The organism is Undibacterium sp. Jales W-56 (assembly GCF_025548535.1).
GTDB lineage: Bacteria > Pseudomonadota > Gammaproteobacteria > Burkholderiales > Burkholderiaceae_D > Undibacterium.
In genome coordinates, this window is record NZ_JAJLQW010000005.1 from 141,987 (window position 1) to 160,964 (window position 18,978).

The window sequence follows — 18,978 nt, forward strand, 5'->3', positions numbered from 1 at the left end:
TCAGGGATTTTTTTGCCAGAACGGCATAGTGAGCCATCTTGCTGAGCGCGCTTTCGTGCTCATCGCGTCGAGTAAAATGGACAGGCGTAGTGACGATCTTGCCGTCAGATAATTCCCAACGTAGCTCTATGCGGGCAATTTTTTGCTCGCCAGTGTCGGCCAGCAGCAAAAAACCGGCGTTGTTCGCTTCAGGTATGGCGTTGAATTTTTTACTGACATCGTCTCTGCGCTGGCCATAATTAGCGTTGAGTTCAACGCATGGCGCAGTCTCGACAAAGTGAAGGATCAATATAACTTTGCGTATGCTGAGTCCTGGCACGAATCCCCAGCCATAAGCAAAAATCTGATTTTCTCGAATTAAAACGTGATCGACACCATGTTTTAACATTGCTTCTCCGTCCTGTTTCATTGTGGTCAGAGTCGGGCCAGGTCAGGATAATTCATACCGTATACTAAATTAGGGTAAAAAATCTGAATAAATAAAACTTACGCACCTGCCAGGCTGAGCACTTCATCCACGGTGGTAATGCCTTGCCATACTTTAAGCATGCCGTCATCCCGCAGCGAACGTACTTTGCTTTCGCGTAAATAACGCACGATGTCCGCCTCACTCGCATGGGTCAGAATCTGGTGCTGTAAAGTGGCATCGACCTCGAATAGTTCATAGATCGCGACACGGCCGGAAAATCCGGTCTGATTGCAATTACGGCAACCCACCGGACGGCGCAATTGGGGCTCGCTCACCAGTTCGTCGCGCCATTGCTTCACACCCTCGAGCAAGACCCGATGCGTTTCTTGATCGATTTCTGCAGGCTGGGCGCAGTGTTCGCATAAACAACGCACCAGGCGTTGTGCCATCACGCCTTTGAGACTGGAGCCAAGCAAAAATGCTTCTATGCCCATGTCGACCAACCGTGTCACTGCCCCGGCAGCGCTATTCGTGTGCAGAGTTGAGAATACCAGATGTCCCGTCAGCGCCGACTGTACGGCGATCGCAGCCGTCTCCTGGTCGCGGATTTCACCGATCAGGACCACATCCGGATCATGCCGCAAAATGGAGCGCAAAGCAGCAGCAAAAGTGAAGCCGATATCGGCATTCACCTGGATTTGGGTAATGTCTTTGAGCCGGTATTCGACAGGATCTTCAACGGTAATGATTTTGTTGAGTCCGTCATTGCCGATATCTAGTGCGGTATACAGTGTTGTGGTTTTGCCGGAACCGGTCGGCCCGGTCACCAGGACGATGCCGTTCGGCATCTGTATCCAGCGCTTAAACAAGGCGGCGTGATCGGGCATCATACCAAGGTCTTCCAGATGATAGGGTTTGCGATCCTGACGCAACAGACGCATCACGACCGATTCACCCATCGCCCCCGGCAACACAGAGACGCGGACATCGAATACTTCGCTGTTGACACGCGCCGTCATGCGTCCATCTTGCGGCAAGCGACGCTCGGCAATATCCAATTGCGACAGAATTTTGATGCGACATACTGTGGCGTCGAATTTATCGAGCGGCATGCGGCTGAGCTCTTGCATCACGCCATCTACACGCAAGCGAATCGCAAATTCGTATTCGCCGGGCTCTACATGGATGTCCGATGCGCGGCGCGTTACGGCTTGCGAGAGCACCGTATTGACCAGTTCGATGATCGGGCCTTCTTCGGCCAGCTCACGCAGATGCATGACATCACCGGTGGCCGCCATCTTCGGTTCGCGTCGCTCCAGAGCCGCATAAAATGCTTCAAATGCCGAAGGGCGTATCAACGAATATTCAATCCGGGACGCTGGCGGTGCCTTCAGTCGCAAGACTTCCTGAACGTTGGCGCTGATCGCCTCTTTCGCTGCGCAGTGGGTAATGTCGCTATCTTCTTGCTGCCAGATAATCATGCCTTGGGCCTGGCACCAGTGCGCAAGAATGCCCCATTGTGCGATCGTAGGCTGAAAAGCAATCTGTGCATGATGCAATTCATCGTCGCTGACGAGCGGCATGCCGCTATGCAGCGCCATTTGCTGATACAGCACATCCTCTGACAGCGCACCCATCCTCACCAGCAAAGCGGGCAGGGGTGTAAATTGTTCTCGCTGCAATAATCGTGCGTTGACCAAGGTCTCGGCTGGGACGATGGCATTGTTTTCGAGAAATTGTTCAAACGAGAGAAAGGTGCTCATTACCAGATCATAGTTGTTTGTAAAAAATTAAAGCAGAACGAATTATTTGGTTACAACTTTCACATCGTTTGTCACGCTATACCATTTACCACCGGCACGTACTAACAAAAGAATTTCCGTATTCTTGGCTAATTTTATTTTGACTTTAATATCTGCTTTGGCCAGATTTGCGATACTTTGCGCTGCTAAGAATGACGACTCGCCTTGAGGTGGATTGGTATTTAACAGCAGGAAAAACTCGGTTCCAGGAATTTCACTCATTAAATGCACAGGGATAACGCCTGCAAGAGCGATTGGTGGAGAGTCAAGCAAAAGATAATCGGATTTGACAATTTGTGTTTTGTTCGGTGCGGGCTTAAACAGTGAAAGTGCTTTATCTACACTCTCCGCTTTCATTAATTCTGGTAACAGGCTATCTAAAGTCGGCGGAGGAGTACTGCCTATAAAGGCGCCGGCTTGTGCCTTGGCTGGCGCAGAGATTAACACCATACTGAAACCAAAGGCGATCACGATGAGCACATACATTAGTTTATAGCGAAGAATTACATTTGAGATAGACAGAAGACGCATAGCAGGGGAGGTGTAATCCAGAAAAAGGTAAATTAACACAAGCTCATGTAAGTTGATATTGTACACCGCACGGCTAAGAGACTGATTTGTTGCGGGTTTTGATTTGAAGAGCGCATAAAAAAAGGGAGGCTTTCGCCTCCCTTCTTAGCTTGTTAGCTATTACAAGTTTTTATACTTGCAAATTACTTAGCCAAACCGCGTTGTGCATCTTGAACAACTGTTTGTGCATCAGATGGAGCACGACCAGTAGTAGCATCGAAATCTACACCTTGTGTTGAGGATGCTTCGATGAAGTTCTTGCTATCTGGATTGTACAGGTAGTTTTGTACGCGCAATGAACCTACGCCATCAGCTGTAACGCGCAGACGCTCACCGATTGCAGCGTTGGCTGTTGGAGCAGTAGCACCAGCAACAAAGCCTGTACCGTTGCTTACCGGAGCATTAACCAGCAGTGCATCGATCTGAGAAGATGTCATGTTCATTGCTTGGCGTGGTACCAATGTTGCGATCTGGCCCCAGCCACCGTATGAACCATCAGAGTGGATCAACTGACCGTACACTGTTGCTGTACGTGTTTCACTTGGGTTGATCAGACGGATAACACTCAACCAGCCGCCAGCGATTTTCGATGTTGCGTAGTTACGTACATCGATCTTCACGCCGCCACCGATTGGTGTCAGGGCGCCAGAGCAAGAGTTCTTTTGCTCTTGTACGCCATCAGTCAATGAGTCAACTGTAGTGCTGTTGGAAGATGGAGCCGCTTTCAACAAATCAACCGCGCCGGAAGTCGATGTCTGTGACAACAAAGATGTACTAGCAACGCTGTAGCAAACATATGCTTTAGCTGCCTTAACTGCATCGATATCTGCAGCTGCTGTTACTTTGATCAGCGCAGTTACGTCACCAAATGCCGTTGCAGTTGCAGTCGTTGCGCCCAATACTGCCGCACAGTTTGGTGTAGCTGACAAGAACACAGTACCATCAGCATAGGAGCCTGGCAGGTTGACGTTGACGTTCAAAGATTTCGCTTCGATTGAACCAGCTTTACTTACGGCTGTAGCCGGTGTTGTAGTAGCGGGAACGCCATACACTGTTGTGTAATCCAGATCCAGGCCTGAACCAACCAATGATACTTGAACGGTACCCAGATTAGCCAGAGTTGGGCTGACGAATGCAGCGCCAGTACCCAGGAAAGTCTTCAGGGTTGCATTGTCAACTGTCAATGAGCCTGCTGTAGGAGCGATACTGATCTTGACGTTTTCTGTGAAGTTCAACAAACGACCTGTGTTGACCGCGCCTGGGCGTTGATCTTCAGAGTCAGAGTTAGCACCAGTCATCAGCGCTGGGCTAGTGTACGTTGTGTAATGCTTGAACGTGACGTCCATGTTCGTATCAGGATTAACGCAACCTGTATCGCCAGCAACTGTACGCAGGTTAGTCAAGCCGGAGTTATCCGTACCAATTACTGAGCCTGGGTTGAAAGTGATGATAGGACGGCTAACGATGTTCGCTGCGCCTTGAGCGAAGTCGATGTTTGCATAAATCGTTTTGTGATCTGCACTAACGAAGGCTGTTACAGTGATCGCAGCAGCTATACCTGCCGACAATGCTGAACCGTCAGCATTAGTGATTTTAACTGTACCTGCGCCGATTGCGCCGCCTGCTGCTGGGCCGCCCCATTTAGCAGTGCCTGGCAAAGACAATTGAACTTGCAGACGTTGTCCATTGAAACGTGCATCCAGATCGCCAGCAAAGTTGTAGCTCTTGGATGGCGCGCGAAGGATTTGGGAATTTGTTTCAATAACTTCGCGTGCCAGTGTCACGGAAGAAGATTGAATTTGACCCGCTGAAGCTACGTTAGCAGCGAAAGCTGCAACCAGGCTAGCCGCCAGGATACTTAGTTGTTTTTGTTTCATTTGAATAGCCTCTCTAGAAAAGACATTTAGTTGTTACTTAATTAAAATGTACAACGTACGTTTGATACAAGTACTTGTCATACGAGTACTCATATGACTAGCCGGAGGTGATTAAATCATGTTTTTACATTTACAGCAAGTTACCTTGTGCAAATAAATAGGAAACGTAATTTTTGGCAACATTCCTCCTCTTATAAGTCATATCGGTTAGATCGACAGACTCATATTAGGCGTAGTTGCCGCATTCTGCACGTCATTCTTCAGGTTTGTACAGTTATTTGTTGTTGCTCAGGTACATATTGTGTCTAAATTGATGGGTATTTGATGGAAAGCAGTAGATTTTTTTTCGCATTTCTGCCTCGGCAACATTTTTTAGGTTTGCTGGCGCTCTTCTTGTCCTTGGTCGTATTTATTGGGATTGCACTTTTTCGCCTGGTTTCTTGTCTAATTTAGGTTATTTACGCATTGTTACTAGTTGGTCCTTGCCTGATGAAATACAATCCTGCATTGTTTAAGATTTGCTCTAATTTTTACGTATGTGTATACATATATGTTGAAGCAGATTTTGCGGGTCATAATCGAGCCGATTTCGCTGATTTTTATCGATGATGGCTTGCCGCCGGTTTTTTTAATACTCATAAAATTGTCAAAATACTTATGCCTGAATATCGTTATCAAGCAACTGATCCTCAAGGTGGTATTGTCAAAGGCGTTTTGACGGTAGAGACCGAAGTTGAGGCGATGTCTCAATTGCAACGTCGCGGTTTGATGGCATTTGAGATGCAGCAGGCTGCTGCACCGAAGTCGATTCGACTGTCGCAGCCGAAGCGCGCCGGTCGCGATGCCTTGCTAGTGGTATTGCAGGAGTTGGCAACCTTGCTGGATGCCGGCGTGACACTGGCAGATGCGGTGGAGAATGTGGCGCGCGGCTATGTAGATTCGCCATTGGGCATCGCTTTCAATAAGATTTATGGGCAGTTACGTGGTGGCGTCGCGTTTTCCAAGGCCTTGATTGAGGCGGATTTGCGTTTGCCGAATTATGTGATTGAACTTTGCAAGGCCGGCGAGTCTACTGGTAAGTTGGCGGGATCTTTGCGCTCTGCGGCGGAGCAACTGGAATTGGAGCAGAATTTTCAACGGGAAGCGCGTAACGCTTTGATCTATCCGATGGTGCTGGTGATCAGCGGCTTTTTGGCGACGCTACTGGTATTTGTCTTCGTTGTGCCGAAGTTTGCGAATATCTTGAGCAATCCCAAAGCGGATATTCCGCTTTTGTCGGTATGGGTGCTGGCGACCGGTATGTGGCTGACAAAAAACAAGCTGTTATTGAGCGCAGTTGTTGCCGGTGCCGGTGTGACCGGGTATTTGTTGCTGCGCCAGGAAAAAGTCCAGCAAAATCTATGGAACTGGGCCGCCGGTTTGCCGCTTATTGGCAGTTGGATTATGCATACAGAGATGGCGCGCTGGAGCTCGATGTTCAGTGTGCTGCTGCAAAATCATGTGTCTATTCTGGAGGCTCTGGCGCATGCGCAAAACGCATTGCGAGGCGATGTATGGCGGCAAAAGGCGGCACTGATTTTAGGTGATGTCAGGGGCGGTAAAACCTTGGCGGAATCGTTGCAGCTGCATCAGTTTATCGATGCAACCGGCGTGAATCTGGTCCGGGTCGGCGAGCGCTCCGGTGCGCTAGGCAAAACAACCGCATCGCTGGCGAATATGCATCGCTTGCATAGCCAGCAGCAGATGCGCCAGTTTTTGATTTTGTTGGAACCAGTGACAATCTTGCTGGTGTCGGTGGTGTTGGGTGGCATCATGATTTCCGTCATGCTGGCGATTACCAGTTTGACGAATGTAATTTAAATCGATAGTACAGAATTCAGTTTTGAAAGGATGTTATGCGTAATCAATTGTGGAAGCAAAGTGTAGCCAGACGATCTGCGGGTTTTACCTTGTTGGAGATGTTGGTGGTGATGGTGATTATTGGTTTGCTGGCCGGCCTGGTTGGGCCGCGTATTTTTGGCAAGGTTGATTCTTCCAAAGTGCAAACGGCGCAAACGCAGATCAAGATGCTGGAGAGTGCGCTGAATATCATGCGACTCGATGTGGGGCAAGTGCCGCCCCCCGAGCAAGGTTTGCAATGGCTGTTGACGCCTCCCTTAGATCCAAACTTGCAGCCGTTGTGGAAAGGCCCATACATCGAGGGTGCCATCCCCCTTGACCCGTGGAGCAATCCGTATCAATACAAAGTCCCTGGGGTCGATAATAAACCTTATTCGGTGTACTCATTCGGCGCCGATGGCAAGCCGGGTGGAGAAGGATTGAATGCCGATATCGGTTTGGGTGCACCAGCCAAATAATCGATACAAGTGCGTAGCCAGATTTTTATAAGATGGTTTTTGTGAAGCCAATCTTTTCTCAAAATTATCGTGACTTAGTCGCTCGGCGTCCCTTGACTGCGCGGGGATGTGCACATGGTTTTACGTTGATAGAAATGATGGCGGTGTTGACTCTGGCTGCGTTAATGGCAGGGGTTGCGATTCCGGCGATGCAGCGCTGGTTTGATTCTATTTCTGAGCGAGCGCAGTTGGCTGAAATTTCGATCCAGTTCCAGCGTCTGGCATCGCGCGCTGCGCTTTTATCTGAAACCGTTAAATTGAATAAAGCGAGTTGGGCCAACAAATTGGGCGACGGGAATGCGGCTTTGGCTTTGCCGGACGGCTGGTCAATTACTAATGAAAAACCGGTTGTGTTTTTTCATAGCGGCATCTGCGAAGGTGGCGTCGTCGATTTGGCCGGACCGCAGGCGCGTAAAGTGAAATTGAATATCGCTTCGGTGAGTTGTGATGTGAGCGTTATCAGGCCATGAGCATGCAATTGATAAAAATTATCCGGGATAGTAGCGCTCGCATTCAGGCTGGTGGTAAGCAGCAGCGGCAGCGTGGTTTTAGCTTGCTGGAGATGATCGCTGCGTTAACGATTTTGACTATAGGATCGGTCGTGCTATTTAGTTGGTTGGGGCAGACCATGGGGCAACTGAACCGCTTTCAGTTGCAAGAAAAGGAATCCTTAGCCCGCTTGCAGGCAATCGATTTTCTGTCTACTCAAAATCCCTTTCTGACCCCCGATGGTAAGCAGGTTTTTGATTCTTTTAGTATGGAGTGGAAAAGTAAACCGATTTCTGAGGTGAGAGAGACCGTTTCACCTAATGGCGGTTTGGGTTTATATCAAATGAGTTTGTATACGGTTCAAGTGGTCGCATATGATAAGGCAGGTAAATCCTGGTTTGAATTTCCAGTGAGATTGGTTGGCTATAAACAGGTAAGACAGCCTGCGAAAGCTACACCATTTTAATATGTCACGAATGAATCAGAGAATTGCATTCAAATGCAAATTATCGACACCAAATAAAGCTCCAGGCATGCACCAGACTGGATTGACGCTGATTGAGTTGCTTGTCAGCTTGGTCATTCTTGGATTTGTGGTAACCATCATGTCAGGCGCTTTTTTTCAAGTCGCGCAAGTAGTGCGAATTGCTGAGAATGTAAATGGTCAATTTCAACCTCAATGGATTCGCTTACATTCATTAAAGGATTTGGTTGGCAATCTTGTCGTACTCGAAAATGTAGAAAAGCCGTTCCAAGGAGACGCTATGGGTTTTGAGGCGTATTCGTTGTCATTGCCTCAAAGTGATTGGGGAACTGTGCAACAATTCAAAGTTAAATTGGAAACTAAAAATCAGGGGAAGACGGAGTTATTGGTCACCGCTGGTGATGCAAAACCGTTCGTAGCAGGCTCTTGGGACATGCCAATTCAATTTGAATATTTGATGGTGGATGGCAGCACGGAGTCGATATGGCCTCCTATGGGTACAGTTGTTGATGTCATGCCAAGAGGTGTTGTTATTCGTGCGAGTTCCGGTGAGCGCTTGGTGCAGATGATTGCCGTTTATGATGGCGTACGTAAAGTAGAGCCTAATACCAAAAGCGATATGGGTAAGTTGTTTGGTGTAGATGTGAAATGAAGCTAGTGTTTTCTTCCCGACCTAATAAAGCGACCAATGGCTTTGCCTTGGCGGCAGTGCTCTGGTTGTTAGCTGGTTTAACAATTTTGGCGGCGATGATTAGCCAGTCAAATCAGATTTTAGCGGAGCGTCAGGCTAAATTGAAGCAGCGTGCTGATGCCGAGCAAGTATTTTTATCTAGTCGTAGCGAGGCGTTGTATTGGCTATCAACCACAAAAGCAACTGAAAGTGGCTTTGGGTTGTCTGGACAATATTTACGGGTTGATGGTCGCGGATATGCAGGCATAGATCGCAGCACTATTCAATTACAGGATGTGCGTGGAATGCTGAGCTTAAACCACCCAAAACGTGCTTTACTGGCGCGTTTTCTTATCGTTTGTGGAGCGGATGAATCTCAAGCAGATGCGTTAATGGATGCTTTGGAGGATTATGCTGAGCCCGGAAAATTAAAGCGTTTAAACGGGGCTAAAGAATTTGAATATTCCATGGCAGGTATGTCGCCACCACGCGGCGCACCTTTAGTGGCTGAACCTGAAATCTGGCGGGTATATGGATGGCAAAAGTTGCAGGAAAAATGGAATTCACAGCGCTGCTCTGAAGACGTGACAGTAGCAGGGGATAGTAATTTTAATCCTGGTACCGCAACACCAAAGGCTTTGGCTGCATATGGCCTGACTTCCGAACAAGTTGCAATGGTAGGAAGGGAGCGTGCATCCGGTGGGTCAACTACTATTAATGCTTTGCAACAAAGTAATCAGGCTAATAATTTTTTAGGCCTACCTGATGGACGTTTCCCGGCTCGTACCTTCAGAGTAACGCATTCAATGCCAGATATGTCCTGGGTATTTCGCTATGAATTGAAACTGCGATCTAATGCGGAGGGATTGCCCTGGGAAATATCTTCACCGCGCCGATTGCCTCTGGCATCGGTTATTATGCCGGCTGGTCGTGCCGAATGGCCAAAGATCGACCAAATTTCTGAAACGGACAAGAATGCAATTACGCAACCGATTTTACCTTTCTGATATTGCGGGGGCCGAGGGCGATAGTCGCATCGAGAGGCTGACCGCAAGTACAGGTTGGATCAAACCTTTATGGATATTGCCTCGTGCCTGGTGCGTTACGACGTCAATACAAGCAAAAGGAGTTCCGCATCATAAAACTGCGGCGTTAGTGCGATTGCACTTAAATCGTTTAGCCCCTTTCGCAGATTGTGGTGTCTATGCTTGCCGTTCCGGCGATTGGGTTCACCTTTGGTTTTGGGAGAACCGCAGGGTTCGCGAATTATGCGCAAAGCACGGCTTGGACTTTGCGACGCTTCAGTTAGCCCCTGAGAGTGTCTGTTTTCCAAAGCGCCAGGAGGGAACTGTACTTTATCAATGCCAGCAAGGTATTGAGGCCCAGTTGTGGCATAACGGTCTTTTGATTGACAGCGCATGGTGGCCCGACCGCATAAATGCGGATGCGTGGCAAGCATGGCGGCCGACGTCTGCTGCGGGAACGGGAGCCCGGTCTCAGGTCGCCTCTTGGTCTGAAATGATGCCGTCTTACGTGACACCTGTTGAAAGCATCCCTCCAGTTGAGCATGCCCGATTGAGTGAACCATGGGGACGTAATCTGCTCGGTGTCCAGTGGTGGCATGTGCTTAAAGATTTTCGAATGGATATGTTACTTGCGGTGGCGGGAGGATTATTGGCAGGGTTCGCAGCCTATCTGACTACTCAATGGTGGACTTTGCAATCTTTGCAAGTCGAAACAGAAAAGAAAATAGCATCGTTATCGATAAGAGTCGATCCTTTAAACGAAATGCGTAGCCAGGCGCTTTTACGGCAACAGTGGGTCAATAAATTAGTCTCTTTGCGCAACGAAGATAGCATTCAGGAGTTGCTAAAAGGTCTGCAGTCAGTATTGCAGCAGCAAGAGGCTGCTTTACGTGAGTTTGAATATCTTGACGGTGAGATTCGCTTAATGCTTGTGCCGGTGAATACGGAATTGAATATTGCATCGCTTACCCAGGATTTGGAGGCAGTTCCGAAATTGAGTAATCTGCGATTGTTGCCTGATAGTGACGCCCGTGTAATGAGAATATCCGCGAAAATACAGCGTTTTGGGAAGCCAACGGGGGAGTTGCGTGTCTTAGGGCAATTACAGAAACCTGCAGATTCTGCAAAAGTTGATCAGCCTTCTTTGATTAACCGGAGCGGCAAGAGAGAAAAGGGCGAGTGAAATGAAGACAGGCGAGCGTTTTTGGCAACTGGTGGGCATGGTGCTATTAATACTGGTTGCCTATGGGTTGGCAGAACTGTATGACGTGAATGTTGCTCAACAAAAACAGCTAGAAAGTCAAAGGCAGTTATTGCTGCGCCAAGAGAGTCTGCTAAAAAACAATCATTGGGCAGCTAATTTACTTGCTGTTCAAAAAGTGCAAAGCGCTTGGATGACTTATTTACCTGTTGAGAAATCCTCGACATTTGCTAAAGCTCGCCTATTAAGCGATGTACGAGATTTAGCCAAAGATGCCGGGATTGTAAATATAGCAGTGACTGCGACTGATGCAGAGGGTGGGGAGAAGACCGATGCGGCCTATGGTCATTATGGAGCTCAGACAAGTAATCAATCCGGTAGCGATAAAAGCAAGCTTGATGTGTTACCGTCTGGCGTGCAAGTAATTAAATTGACCGTTACTGGACGATTTGATCCAGCTCCATTTACCAAGCTGTTGAGAAGTTTGGAAGAGGTGCAGCGGTTTACTGTGATTGAGCGTGTGGTGGTACGCGGTACTCAACTTGAAATTGGTATTCGTTGCTACTGGCACAAAGGTAATGGATTGGATAAAGAAAATACAGCAAATAAGCCGACAGCAAAGGCGCTGTAATTACCTATGAATATGTTAAATTTAAATAAACTTTCTCGTCGACAATGGGGTGCAATAGTTTTTGTTTTAGTGTGTTGCGGGGCAAGTATCTTTTTGGGACGATATGCCGTGATTGAATCCTTAAATGAAATGCAGCGCGAGAACGCAGAAAAACTCCCCCAGTCGGATTTGGTATTTGCATTACCTATAGTTCCTCTCGAAAAAGATGTATCGATTAAGTCAGATAAATCGAATTCCGAAATACGATTGAACAAAGATCCAAAAGATGCACCTAAAGACATAGTAGATTTAACTGCGCTTAGAATTTGGGAGATCGCGGTGAGGCAGCCTCTTCCTCCGAGAAAAGATCCACTTACTCCGCCTCGCTGGAGAATTGTTGGTGTTACCTCAGTTGGAGTTGAAAAGAGTGTACTGCTACTTTTCGAAAATCAGCCAGCGACTGAAGCGAAAAAAATTGGTGACAAATTACCGGGCGGAGCCAAAATTATTGAAATCGCACAAGACCATTTAAAAATCTCTTTGAATGGGCAATCTATGAAACTGAATTTACGTAAGCAATGAAAATATCCTCATTCCAACGAAGCGGCAAAATCTTGATTAACCATATTGTTTCATTATCTGGAGTGGTGGTCTTGCTTGCCGTGAACGGTTGTGCCGACACAAAATTGGTCGTTCCTAAAAAAATTGAATTTGAACGGAGTCAACAAACAGGTAATGTCTCCTTGTTGGGCGAGCAACAATTGCAGCGCAAATATAGCGAATCAGATACACCTAAATTGCCAGTTATTAATTCTGGCAATACCGATAGCAATCAAGGTCAGCCAGTCGCCACATCTGCTGGCGAGCGCTCCGATTTGACGGTGTCATTTGATCAAATGCCGTTACCAACGTTTATTCAAGCGGTTTACGGTAGCGTATTGAAAACGAATTACTCGATGGATGGTGCGGTTGCTGCGCGAACCGACCTGATTACTTTTCATACACCAAAACCTCAATCCGCAAGTCAAATGGCAAATTTGGCTCGAATGCTTTTAAAGAGTTACGGTATTGCAGTGCAAGATTTTGGTGGCGTAATACGTATGGTGCCTGATACCGCCACCAGTAGTTATTCCCCGGCTATTCGACGTGGCCGTGCTCAACCTGATACACCGCAAAGCTTGCGCCCGATTTTTTACTACGTTGAATTAGAATCGGTTCGAGTGACGGATTTCAATAATTTCTTAAAAACGATGTTTGGCACCAAAATCCAAATGCAAGACGATTTAGCAAGAAATGCGGTGCTCCTTAGCGGTCAGTCAGAGGATATTTCTGCGGTAATGGAAGTTATTCAGGTCTTTGATCAGCCGCTTATGCGTGGTCAGCGCGCTAAGCGCATTAGTCCGGTTTTTTGGACTGCTGACGAATTTAGTAAGCGACTTGTTGAAGTCCTATCCGCCGAAGGTTATGCAGCCAGTACTTCCCTGGTATCTGGTTCTCCAATACTGATTTTGCCAATTGCCCCATTAAATAGCGTAATTGTTTTCGCATCCTCTGAAAAAGTTTTGAACCACACATTAACCTGGGCTAGAGACTTAGATAAGCCCTCGAATAGTCAGGCCGGAGGCACATTTTTTACGTATCCCGTTAAATACGCTGATGCACAAGCTTTAGCGAAAACGCTTTCTGATTTAATTGGTGGTAGTACGAATGCTTCAATGACTCCTGCATCCGTACCAGGTCAAAGTTCTCCTGTACCAGCGGTTGCTACCTCTAAAGGCGGTTCGAAAATAGTAGTTAATAATGCGACGAATAGTTTAATTATCCAAGGCGGGGGGCCTGATGAATATCGCAATTGGATGGCGTTACTTGCAGAGTTGGATAAACCAACAAAATCAGCCTTGATCGATGTGATGGTCGCCGAAGTCACTGTTGGGACTGCTAACACTTTTGGTGTTGATTGGAATTTCCGTAATTCTAAAACTGCGGGAAGTGCATCCGCTGGCGGCAGTCCTGGTACCGTTACTTCATCGAATGCTGGATCTAGCTCCGGCGGCTTAACATTTAGTTTTTTGAATTCTGCTGGTCTATTACGTGCAGATATTTCTGCCCTCGCTTCTAAAAACGATGCGCAAATTCTGTCTAGCCCTAAGTTGATGGCGCGCAATGGCGAGACTGCGACAATCCAAGTTGCTGACGAAGTACCAATTCTGACGAGTACGACAACTACGCCAGGATTTATTTCTGGCAGTACTACTACTAACACCATTCAATATCGTACAGCCGGTATGATTTTGAAGGTGAGACCCGTCATCAACTCTGGCAACAGGATCGATCTCGATATTTCTCAGGAAGTGAGCAATGTCAAATCTTTGAGCAGCGGCGCAATCACATCACCGACTATTGGTACACGCAAAGTTGATACAAAATTGACTTTGCGGGACGGTAGTACAGTCATGCTGGCAGGTTTAATTTCCAATGATAATAGTTCATCCGATGCAGGCGTTCCTCTATTGAAGGATATCCCAGGCATTGGCAGTTTGTTCAAAACAGAAACCACCAACAAAAACAAAAAAGAGCTGATTATTCTGATTACACCTTACATTATCAATGACGACTTTGAGGCTGAATCCATCAGTAATGCTTTTCAGAGTTCACTTGGTGACTGGGCTAAGGACTTGAAGGAACGCACCGATCTTAGAGCTTTGAAGCGCATGCCTCCTTCAGTAGTCGCTCCTGTCAAAGTAGATGCCCCCGCTGCAAATCCGAAAGAAAGCGTCAGTCAATCGCCTGCTGAACCTGTTTCCAAAGAGACGATGAGTGAAGACCTTGCACCGGGTGAGCGTAATGAAGGTCAAACTCCATTAAAGGCCAGCACCGCAGAATCATTGAACAGTAAAGAGTCGTTAATGCCGTCTGAAGTGATCATGAGCAAGCCAGTGACGGAATCTACATCAACTCCATCCTCTACCGGTAAAGCAGGCGACAACAAAAAGACTAAGGGGAATACTGCAGGCGCGAAAACCGCTCCGGTATTACCGGGAACCAAGCCAGTTGAAAATACGGATTTATTGGAAGAATTACGGCGAGCTGTAGAGAAGCGATAATTAAAAAGGTTTGCTTGGTCAGCAAACCTTTTTTGTTTTAATACGACTTGATTTTATATTTGTGCGGCACTACGTCCGAGTGAATTGCAAAATTTGCGTCAACTTAAGCTGATTTAATTACGTCTAGTTTGATACGGCACCATACTTCGAACGATAAGCAGCAACTGCCGTTTGATGCTCAGCCAGAGGCGTATCGGCGCCTGCAGAGGACAGGTAATCAAACAAGTCATTCAGGTTGCCGATCGAGACCACAGGTATACCGTATGATTGGCTCACTTCCTGAACGGCAGAATGCTCTGATAAAGCGTCATCTTTTCCTGAGTGCTCCATGCGATCCAATGCGATCAATACGGCACACGGCGTGGCACCGGCAGCGCGGATCATATCAACCGATTCGCGCACCGAGGTGCCGGCAGAAATAACGTCATCGATGATCACTACCTTGCCTTCTAACTTGGCACCGACAATGGTGCCGCCTTCGCCATGATCCTTGGCTTCTTTCCTGTTGTAAGCGAAGGGGACATTGCGTCCCCTTGCGGCCAGCGCGACTGCCGTGGCGGAAGCCAGGGTAATGCCTTTGTATGCCGGGCCAAACAGCATATTGAACTCTATGCCTGAGTTGATCAAGGTATCTGCATAGAAGGCAGCAAGCTTGCCCAGATTTGCGCCATCGTTGAACAGGCCGGCATTAAAAAAGTAAGGCGAGTTGCGACCCGCTTTTGTGATAAAGCTGCCGAATTTGATGACTCCCGCATTCACTGAGAACGCAATGAATTCTTGTCTTAGATTTGCCACTGTAACCTCTATATTTATTTAAGCCGTGAATCGAGTCAGCCCGCCAATTTTTTCTTCAACAATTCATTCACTTGGGCCGGATTGCCTTTGCCTTTGGTCGCTTTCATCGCCTGGCCGACCAGCGAGTTAAATGCTTTTTCTTTGCCGGCGCGATATTCGTCCACTGATTGCTGATTCGCTGCCATGACTTCGTCGATGATTTTTTCCAGTGCGCCGACATCGGAGATTTGTTTCAGACCTTTGGCTTCGATCACCTGATCGGCCAGGTCGCTCTCTGTACCTGGGGTTTGCCACATCGCCGCGAAAACTTCCTTGGCAATCTTGTTAGAAATCGTACCGTCCGCAATACGTTGCAACAACACCGCCAATTGCGCTGCGCTGACCGGTATGGCGCTGATATCCATGCCTTCGCGATTCAATGTGGAAGAGACGTCGCCCATGATCCAGTTGGCGACTTGTTTGGCTTGCGTCGCTTTGTCGCCATGAGCGGAAGCGTTGATGGCGGCTTCAAAATAAGCTGCGGTGGCTTTCGTTTGCGTCACGATCATGGCGTCGTATTCGGAGATGCCGTATTGCTCGATGAAGCGTACGCGCATTGCGGCCGGCAGTTCCGGCATCGTTGCTTTGACGCGCTCTATCCATGCGGCATCAATCTTCAATGGCGGCAAATCCGGGTCGGGGAAATAGCGGTAGTCTTGCGAATCTTCTTTGCTGCGCATGGAGCGCGTTTCTTTGCGGTCCGGATCGTATAGACGCGTTTCTTGCACGACGGTACCGCCATCTTCAATCAATTCAATCTGGCGGCGGACTTCGATATTGATCGCTTCTTCGAGGAAGCGAAATGAGTTCAGGTTTTTGATTTCAGCACGTGTGCCAAATTCTTTTTGCCCGACCGGGCGCACCGAGACGTTGGCATCGCAACGGAAGGAGCCTTCTTGCATATTGCCGTCACAGATATCGAGCCAGACCACCAGTGAATGCAAGGCCTTGGCGTAGGCGACCGCTTCTGCCGCGCTGCGCATGCAAGGCTCGGTCACGATTTCCAGCAGCGGCGTGCCGGCGCGATTCAGGTCGATGCCTGTCATGCCTTGATAGTCTTCATGCAGCGATTTGCCCGCATCTTCTTCCAGGTGCGCGCGCGTCAGCTCAATCACTTTGACTTCAGACTTGCCGTCTTTTTCGACTACGCAGGTAACGCTGCCGCCCTGCACGACCGGGATTTCGAATTGGCTGATCTGATAGCCTTTTGGCAGGTCGGGATAGAAATAGTTTTTACGCGCAAAAATCGATTCCGGTGCGATGGTTGCCCCAACCGCCAGGCCGAATTGAATCGCTTTTTCGACCGCAACTTTATTCATCACCGGCAGCACGCCAGGCAAGGCCAGATCTACCGGGCTGGCTTGGGTATTTGGCTCCGCGCCAAATTGGATCGAGGAGCCGCTGAAAATTTTTGATTGTGTTTTGAGTTGCGCATGTGTCTCAAAACCGATGACGACTTCCCATTGCATGATGTGTCCTTTTCCTTCGTGTACGAATAGATGCGAGATCTATTGTTTATTCATCATACTGACATTGACCGTTTTTCAGGTTGACTGTCAGCGTTGTAAAGTTGAGGCGCGAGCCGCACAGGGCAGGGCAACTTGGCCTGATCGCCAGCTCATCGCCGCTGCGTTCCAAGCGGATACTGCAATTGAGTCCGCGCTCGAAATCGTAACCACGTCTGCTGCGCGCCTCTGCTGCATTTTTGAGGCTGATGCGCCAGCCTTTCGGCGTCAACTCTGCTTGCGGTTCGTCGCTGCTATCGATACTGCATTCGTGACCATTGGTGCTGCGGAATAAACTCGATTCCCATTGCAGGTTTTTGATCACATTGCCTCGCAACTGAATCACGCCCTGGTCTGCATAATTCAGGCGTTCTCCATCGCCGCCTTCCTGACGCACCAGGTTGCAAGAGAACTTTGCATTCAGGACATCGGTCGATGACTGCGCCAGGCCAAGCGAACTTAGCAATAGCAGCGAGAGTGCGCAGAGTCGCTTCATGCCGGCGTTTTACTATGCCAGTCGGTCGCCTGCTGGAATTGATGAGCGACGTTCAGCAATTTCGCTTCTGCAAAATAATTGCCGATCAATTGCAGGCCGACCGGGCGCTGCGCATTCTTTTCGCCTTGTCCAAAACCGCAAGGAATCGACATTCCGGGCAAGCCTGCCAGGCTGGTCGACAAGGTGAAAATATCGGCCAGATAATTGGCGACAGGATCATCGGTTTTGGCACCCAGATCCCAGGCAACGGTTGGCGCAACAGGCCCCATGATCACATCGCATTTTTCAAACGCAGCCTGGAAATCTTGTGCGATCAGGCGACGGATTTTTTGCGCTTGCAAATAATAAGCATCGTAATAGCCATGCGATAGTACATAGGCGCCAACCAGGATGCGGCGTTTGACTTCGTCGCCAAAGCCTTCGGCGCGCGACTTTTTATACATGTCGTTCAGGTCTTTGTAATTCGCTGCGCGATGACCATAACGGACGCCGTCAAAACGACTCAGATTCGATGAGGCTTCGGCCGGTGCGATGACGTAGTATACGGGAATCGACAACTCGGTTTTTGGCAGCGAAATATCGACCAGCACCGCGCCAAGTTTTTCATATTCAGCCAGCGCAGCACGTACCGCCTGTTCGACATCCTTAGCGAGTCCGTCGCTGAAAAACTCGCGCGGCACGCCGATGCGCAAGCCTTTCAGGTCTTTGTTCAGGTCGCGGTTGAAATCTTCTTTGGCTCTTTCCAGACTGGTCGAGTCCCTGGCGTCAAACCCTGTCATGGCGTTTAACAGCAGGCCGCAATCTTCTGCGCTTTGTGCAATCGGGCCGCCCTGATCTAACGATGAGGCAAAAGCGATCATGCCGTAGCGCGATACGCTGCCATACGTTGGCTTGATGCCGGTGACGCCGCAAAAGGATGCGGGTTGACGTATCGATCCGCCCGTATCCGTTGCAGTCGCTGCGGGTGCCAGACGTGCCGCGATCGCGGCGGCTGAACCGCCCGATGAACCGCCAGGCACCGCACGCAGATCCCAGGGATTTTTGACGGCGCCAAAAGCTGAATTTTCGTTACTGGAACCCATCGCGAATTCGTCGCAATTGAGTTTGCCTAATGTGACCATGCCAGCTTGCTTGAAATGCTCGACCACCGTCGCATCAAAAGGGCTGGTGTAGTTCGCCAGCATGTTGGAGCCGGCAGTAGAGCGCCAGCCGCGCGTCACAAAAATATCTTTATGCGCAATCGGGATGCCGGTCAATACAGTGGCGTCACCATTGGACAGGCGCGCATCTGCCGCTGCTGCCTGTTGCAAGGTCAGGGCGGGATCAACGTGCAAAAACGCATTTAGTTCGCTGGCCTGAATGCGCTGCAGATAATGTTGTGCCAGCTCGGTGGCAGAAACCTGCTTGCTATGCAGCATGGCAGAAAGTTGTTTGAGAGTGTGCTTATGCATGTTCTACTATCCGTGGTGTCTGACGACATTTCGTACAATAGCTCTGAGGATGCTA

18 protein-coding genes are annotated in these 18,978 nt (G+C 48.6%); 11 read left to right on the forward strand and 7 right to left on the reverse strand.

Annotated features, from left to right (window positions below; genetic code table 11):
• Positions 1 to 142: 142 nt before the first annotated feature.
• Entirely contained in the window at positions 143 to 361 is a 219-nt protein-coding gene (locus LPB67_RS14230; protein ID WP_262837938.1) for a hypothetical protein, read from the forward strand.
• Between the two features lie 125 nt (positions 362 to 486).
• Here the strand turns inward: LPB67_RS14230 and LPB67_RS14235 are convergent, their stop codons facing one another.
• The 3 genes from LPB67_RS14235 to LPB67_RS14245 all read right to left on the reverse strand — a co-directional run bounded on the left by LPB67_RS14235 (position 487) and on the right by LPB67_RS14245 (position 4,658).
• The gene (locus LPB67_RS14235; protein WP_262837939.1) at positions 487 to 2,172 is read right to left on the reverse strand and encodes a GspE/PulE family protein; all 1,686 of its coding nucleotides are present in this window, start codon (positions 2,170 to 2,172) and stop codon (positions 487 to 489) included.
• A gap of 42 nt (positions 2,173 to 2,214) precedes the next feature.
• The gene (locus LPB67_RS14240; RefSeq protein ID WP_262837940.1) at positions 2,215 to 2,742 is read right to left on the reverse strand and encodes a thiosulfate oxidation carrier protein SoxY; all 528 of its coding nucleotides are present in this window, start codon (positions 2,740 to 2,742) and stop codon (positions 2,215 to 2,217) included.
• Between the two features lie 182 nt (positions 2,743 to 2,924).
• Complete coding sequence (locus LPB67_RS14245) at positions 2,925 to 4,658, reverse strand: hypothetical protein (protein WP_262837941.1); 1,734 nt, start codon at positions 4,656 to 4,658, stop codon at positions 2,925 to 2,927.
• A gap of 657 nt (positions 4,659 to 5,315) precedes the next feature.
• Here LPB67_RS14245 and LPB67_RS14250 point away from each other — a divergent pair.
• Genes LPB67_RS14250 through LPB67_RS14295 form a run of 10 tightly spaced genes read left to right on the forward strand, consistent with a single transcriptional unit; the run spans position 5,316 to position 14,637 of the window.
• Positions 5,316 to 6,518 carry a type II secretion system F family protein gene (locus tag LPB67_RS14250; protein WP_262837942.1) on the forward strand — a complete coding sequence of 401 codons (1,203 nt, stop codon included), beginning with the start codon at positions 5,316 to 5,318 and terminating at the stop codon, positions 6,516 to 6,518.
• Positions 6,519 to 6,553: 35 nt separating this feature from the next.
• Positions 6,554 to 7,015, forward strand: a complete 462-nt coding sequence (gspG, locus tag LPB67_RS14255) for a type II secretion system major pseudopilin GspG (protein ID WP_262837943.1) — start codon at positions 6,554 to 6,556, stop codon at positions 7,013 to 7,015.
• Positions 7,016 to 7,047: 32 nt separating this feature from the next.
• Positions 7,048 to 7,524, forward strand: coding sequence for a Tfp pilus assembly protein FimT/FimU (locus LPB67_RS14260; protein WP_262837944.1), 477 nt, complete (start codon positions 7,048 to 7,050; stop codon positions 7,522 to 7,524).
• Between the two features lie 2 nt (positions 7,525 to 7,526).
• Positions 7,527 to 8,009 carry a type II secretion system protein J gene (locus LPB67_RS14265; protein WP_262837945.1) on the forward strand — a complete coding sequence of 161 codons (483 nt, stop codon included), beginning with the start codon at positions 7,527 to 7,529 and terminating at the stop codon, positions 8,007 to 8,009.
• Positions 8,010 to 8,019: 10 nt separating this feature from the next.
• Positions 8,020 to 8,679, forward strand: a complete 660-nt coding sequence (locus LPB67_RS14270) for a type II secretion system protein (protein ID WP_262837946.1) — start codon at positions 8,020 to 8,022, stop codon at positions 8,677 to 8,679.
• Positions 8,676 to 9,704: a hypothetical protein gene (locus LPB67_RS14275; RefSeq protein ID WP_262837947.1), complete on the forward strand. Its 1,029-nt coding sequence runs from the start codon at positions 8,676 to 8,678 to the stop codon at positions 9,702 to 9,704. The genes LPB67_RS14270 and LPB67_RS14275 overlap by 4 nt, the downstream gene beginning before the upstream one ends.
• Positions 9,673 to 10,905 (forward strand): hypothetical protein, encoded by a 1,233-nt coding sequence (locus LPB67_RS14280; protein WP_262837948.1) that lies wholly within the window; start codon positions 9,673 to 9,675, stop codon positions 10,903 to 10,905. The genes LPB67_RS14275 and LPB67_RS14280 overlap by 32 nt, the downstream gene beginning before the upstream one ends.
• Position 10,906: 1 nt before the next feature.
• Positions 10,907 to 11,554: a hypothetical protein gene (locus LPB67_RS14285; RefSeq protein WP_262837949.1), complete on the forward strand. Its 648-nt coding sequence runs from the start codon at positions 10,907 to 10,909 to the stop codon at positions 11,552 to 11,554.
• Positions 11,555 to 11,560: 6 nt separating this feature from the next.
• A complete protein-coding gene (locus LPB67_RS14290; protein WP_262837950.1) occupies positions 11,561 to 12,115 on the forward strand; it encodes a hypothetical protein in 555 nt (184 codons plus the stop codon).
• Positions 12,112 to 14,637, forward strand: a complete 2,526-nt coding sequence (locus LPB67_RS14295) for a secretin N-terminal domain-containing protein (RefSeq protein ID WP_262837951.1) — start codon at positions 12,112 to 12,114, stop codon at positions 14,635 to 14,637. Before LPB67_RS14290 ends, LPB67_RS14295 begins: the two co-directional genes overlap by 4 nt.
• A 123-nt stretch (positions 14,638 to 14,760) precedes the next feature.
• Here LPB67_RS14295 and pyrE read toward each other — a convergent pair whose 3' ends face one another.
• From pyrE to gatA, 4 genes are read right to left on the reverse strand one after another with little or no spacing between them, the layout of a single operon-like run.
• Positions 14,761 to 15,432: an orotate phosphoribosyltransferase gene (gene pyrE, locus LPB67_RS14300; RefSeq protein ID WP_262837952.1), complete on the reverse strand. Its 672-nt coding sequence runs from the start codon at positions 15,430 to 15,432 to the stop codon at positions 14,761 to 14,763.
• Positions 15,433 to 15,467: 35 nt separating this feature from the next.
• Positions 15,468 to 16,940 carry an Asp-tRNA(Asn)/Glu-tRNA(Gln) amidotransferase subunit GatB gene (gene gatB / locus LPB67_RS14305; protein ID WP_262837953.1) on the reverse strand — a complete coding sequence of 491 codons (1,473 nt, stop codon included), beginning with the start codon at positions 16,938 to 16,940 and terminating at the stop codon, positions 15,468 to 15,470.
• Between the two features lie 46 nt (positions 16,941 to 16,986).
• Positions 16,987 to 17,472 carry a hypothetical protein gene (locus tag LPB67_RS14310; protein ID WP_262837954.1) on the reverse strand — a complete coding sequence of 162 codons (486 nt, stop codon included), beginning with the start codon at positions 17,470 to 17,472 and terminating at the stop codon, positions 16,987 to 16,989.
• Positions 17,469 to 18,923: an Asp-tRNA(Asn)/Glu-tRNA(Gln) amidotransferase subunit GatA gene (gene gatA, locus LPB67_RS14315; RefSeq protein ID WP_262837955.1), complete on the reverse strand. Its 1,455-nt coding sequence runs from the start codon at positions 18,921 to 18,923 to the stop codon at positions 17,469 to 17,471. The genes LPB67_RS14310 and gatA overlap by 4 nt, the downstream gene beginning before the upstream one ends.
• Positions 18,924 to 18,978: the final 55 nt, after the last annotated feature.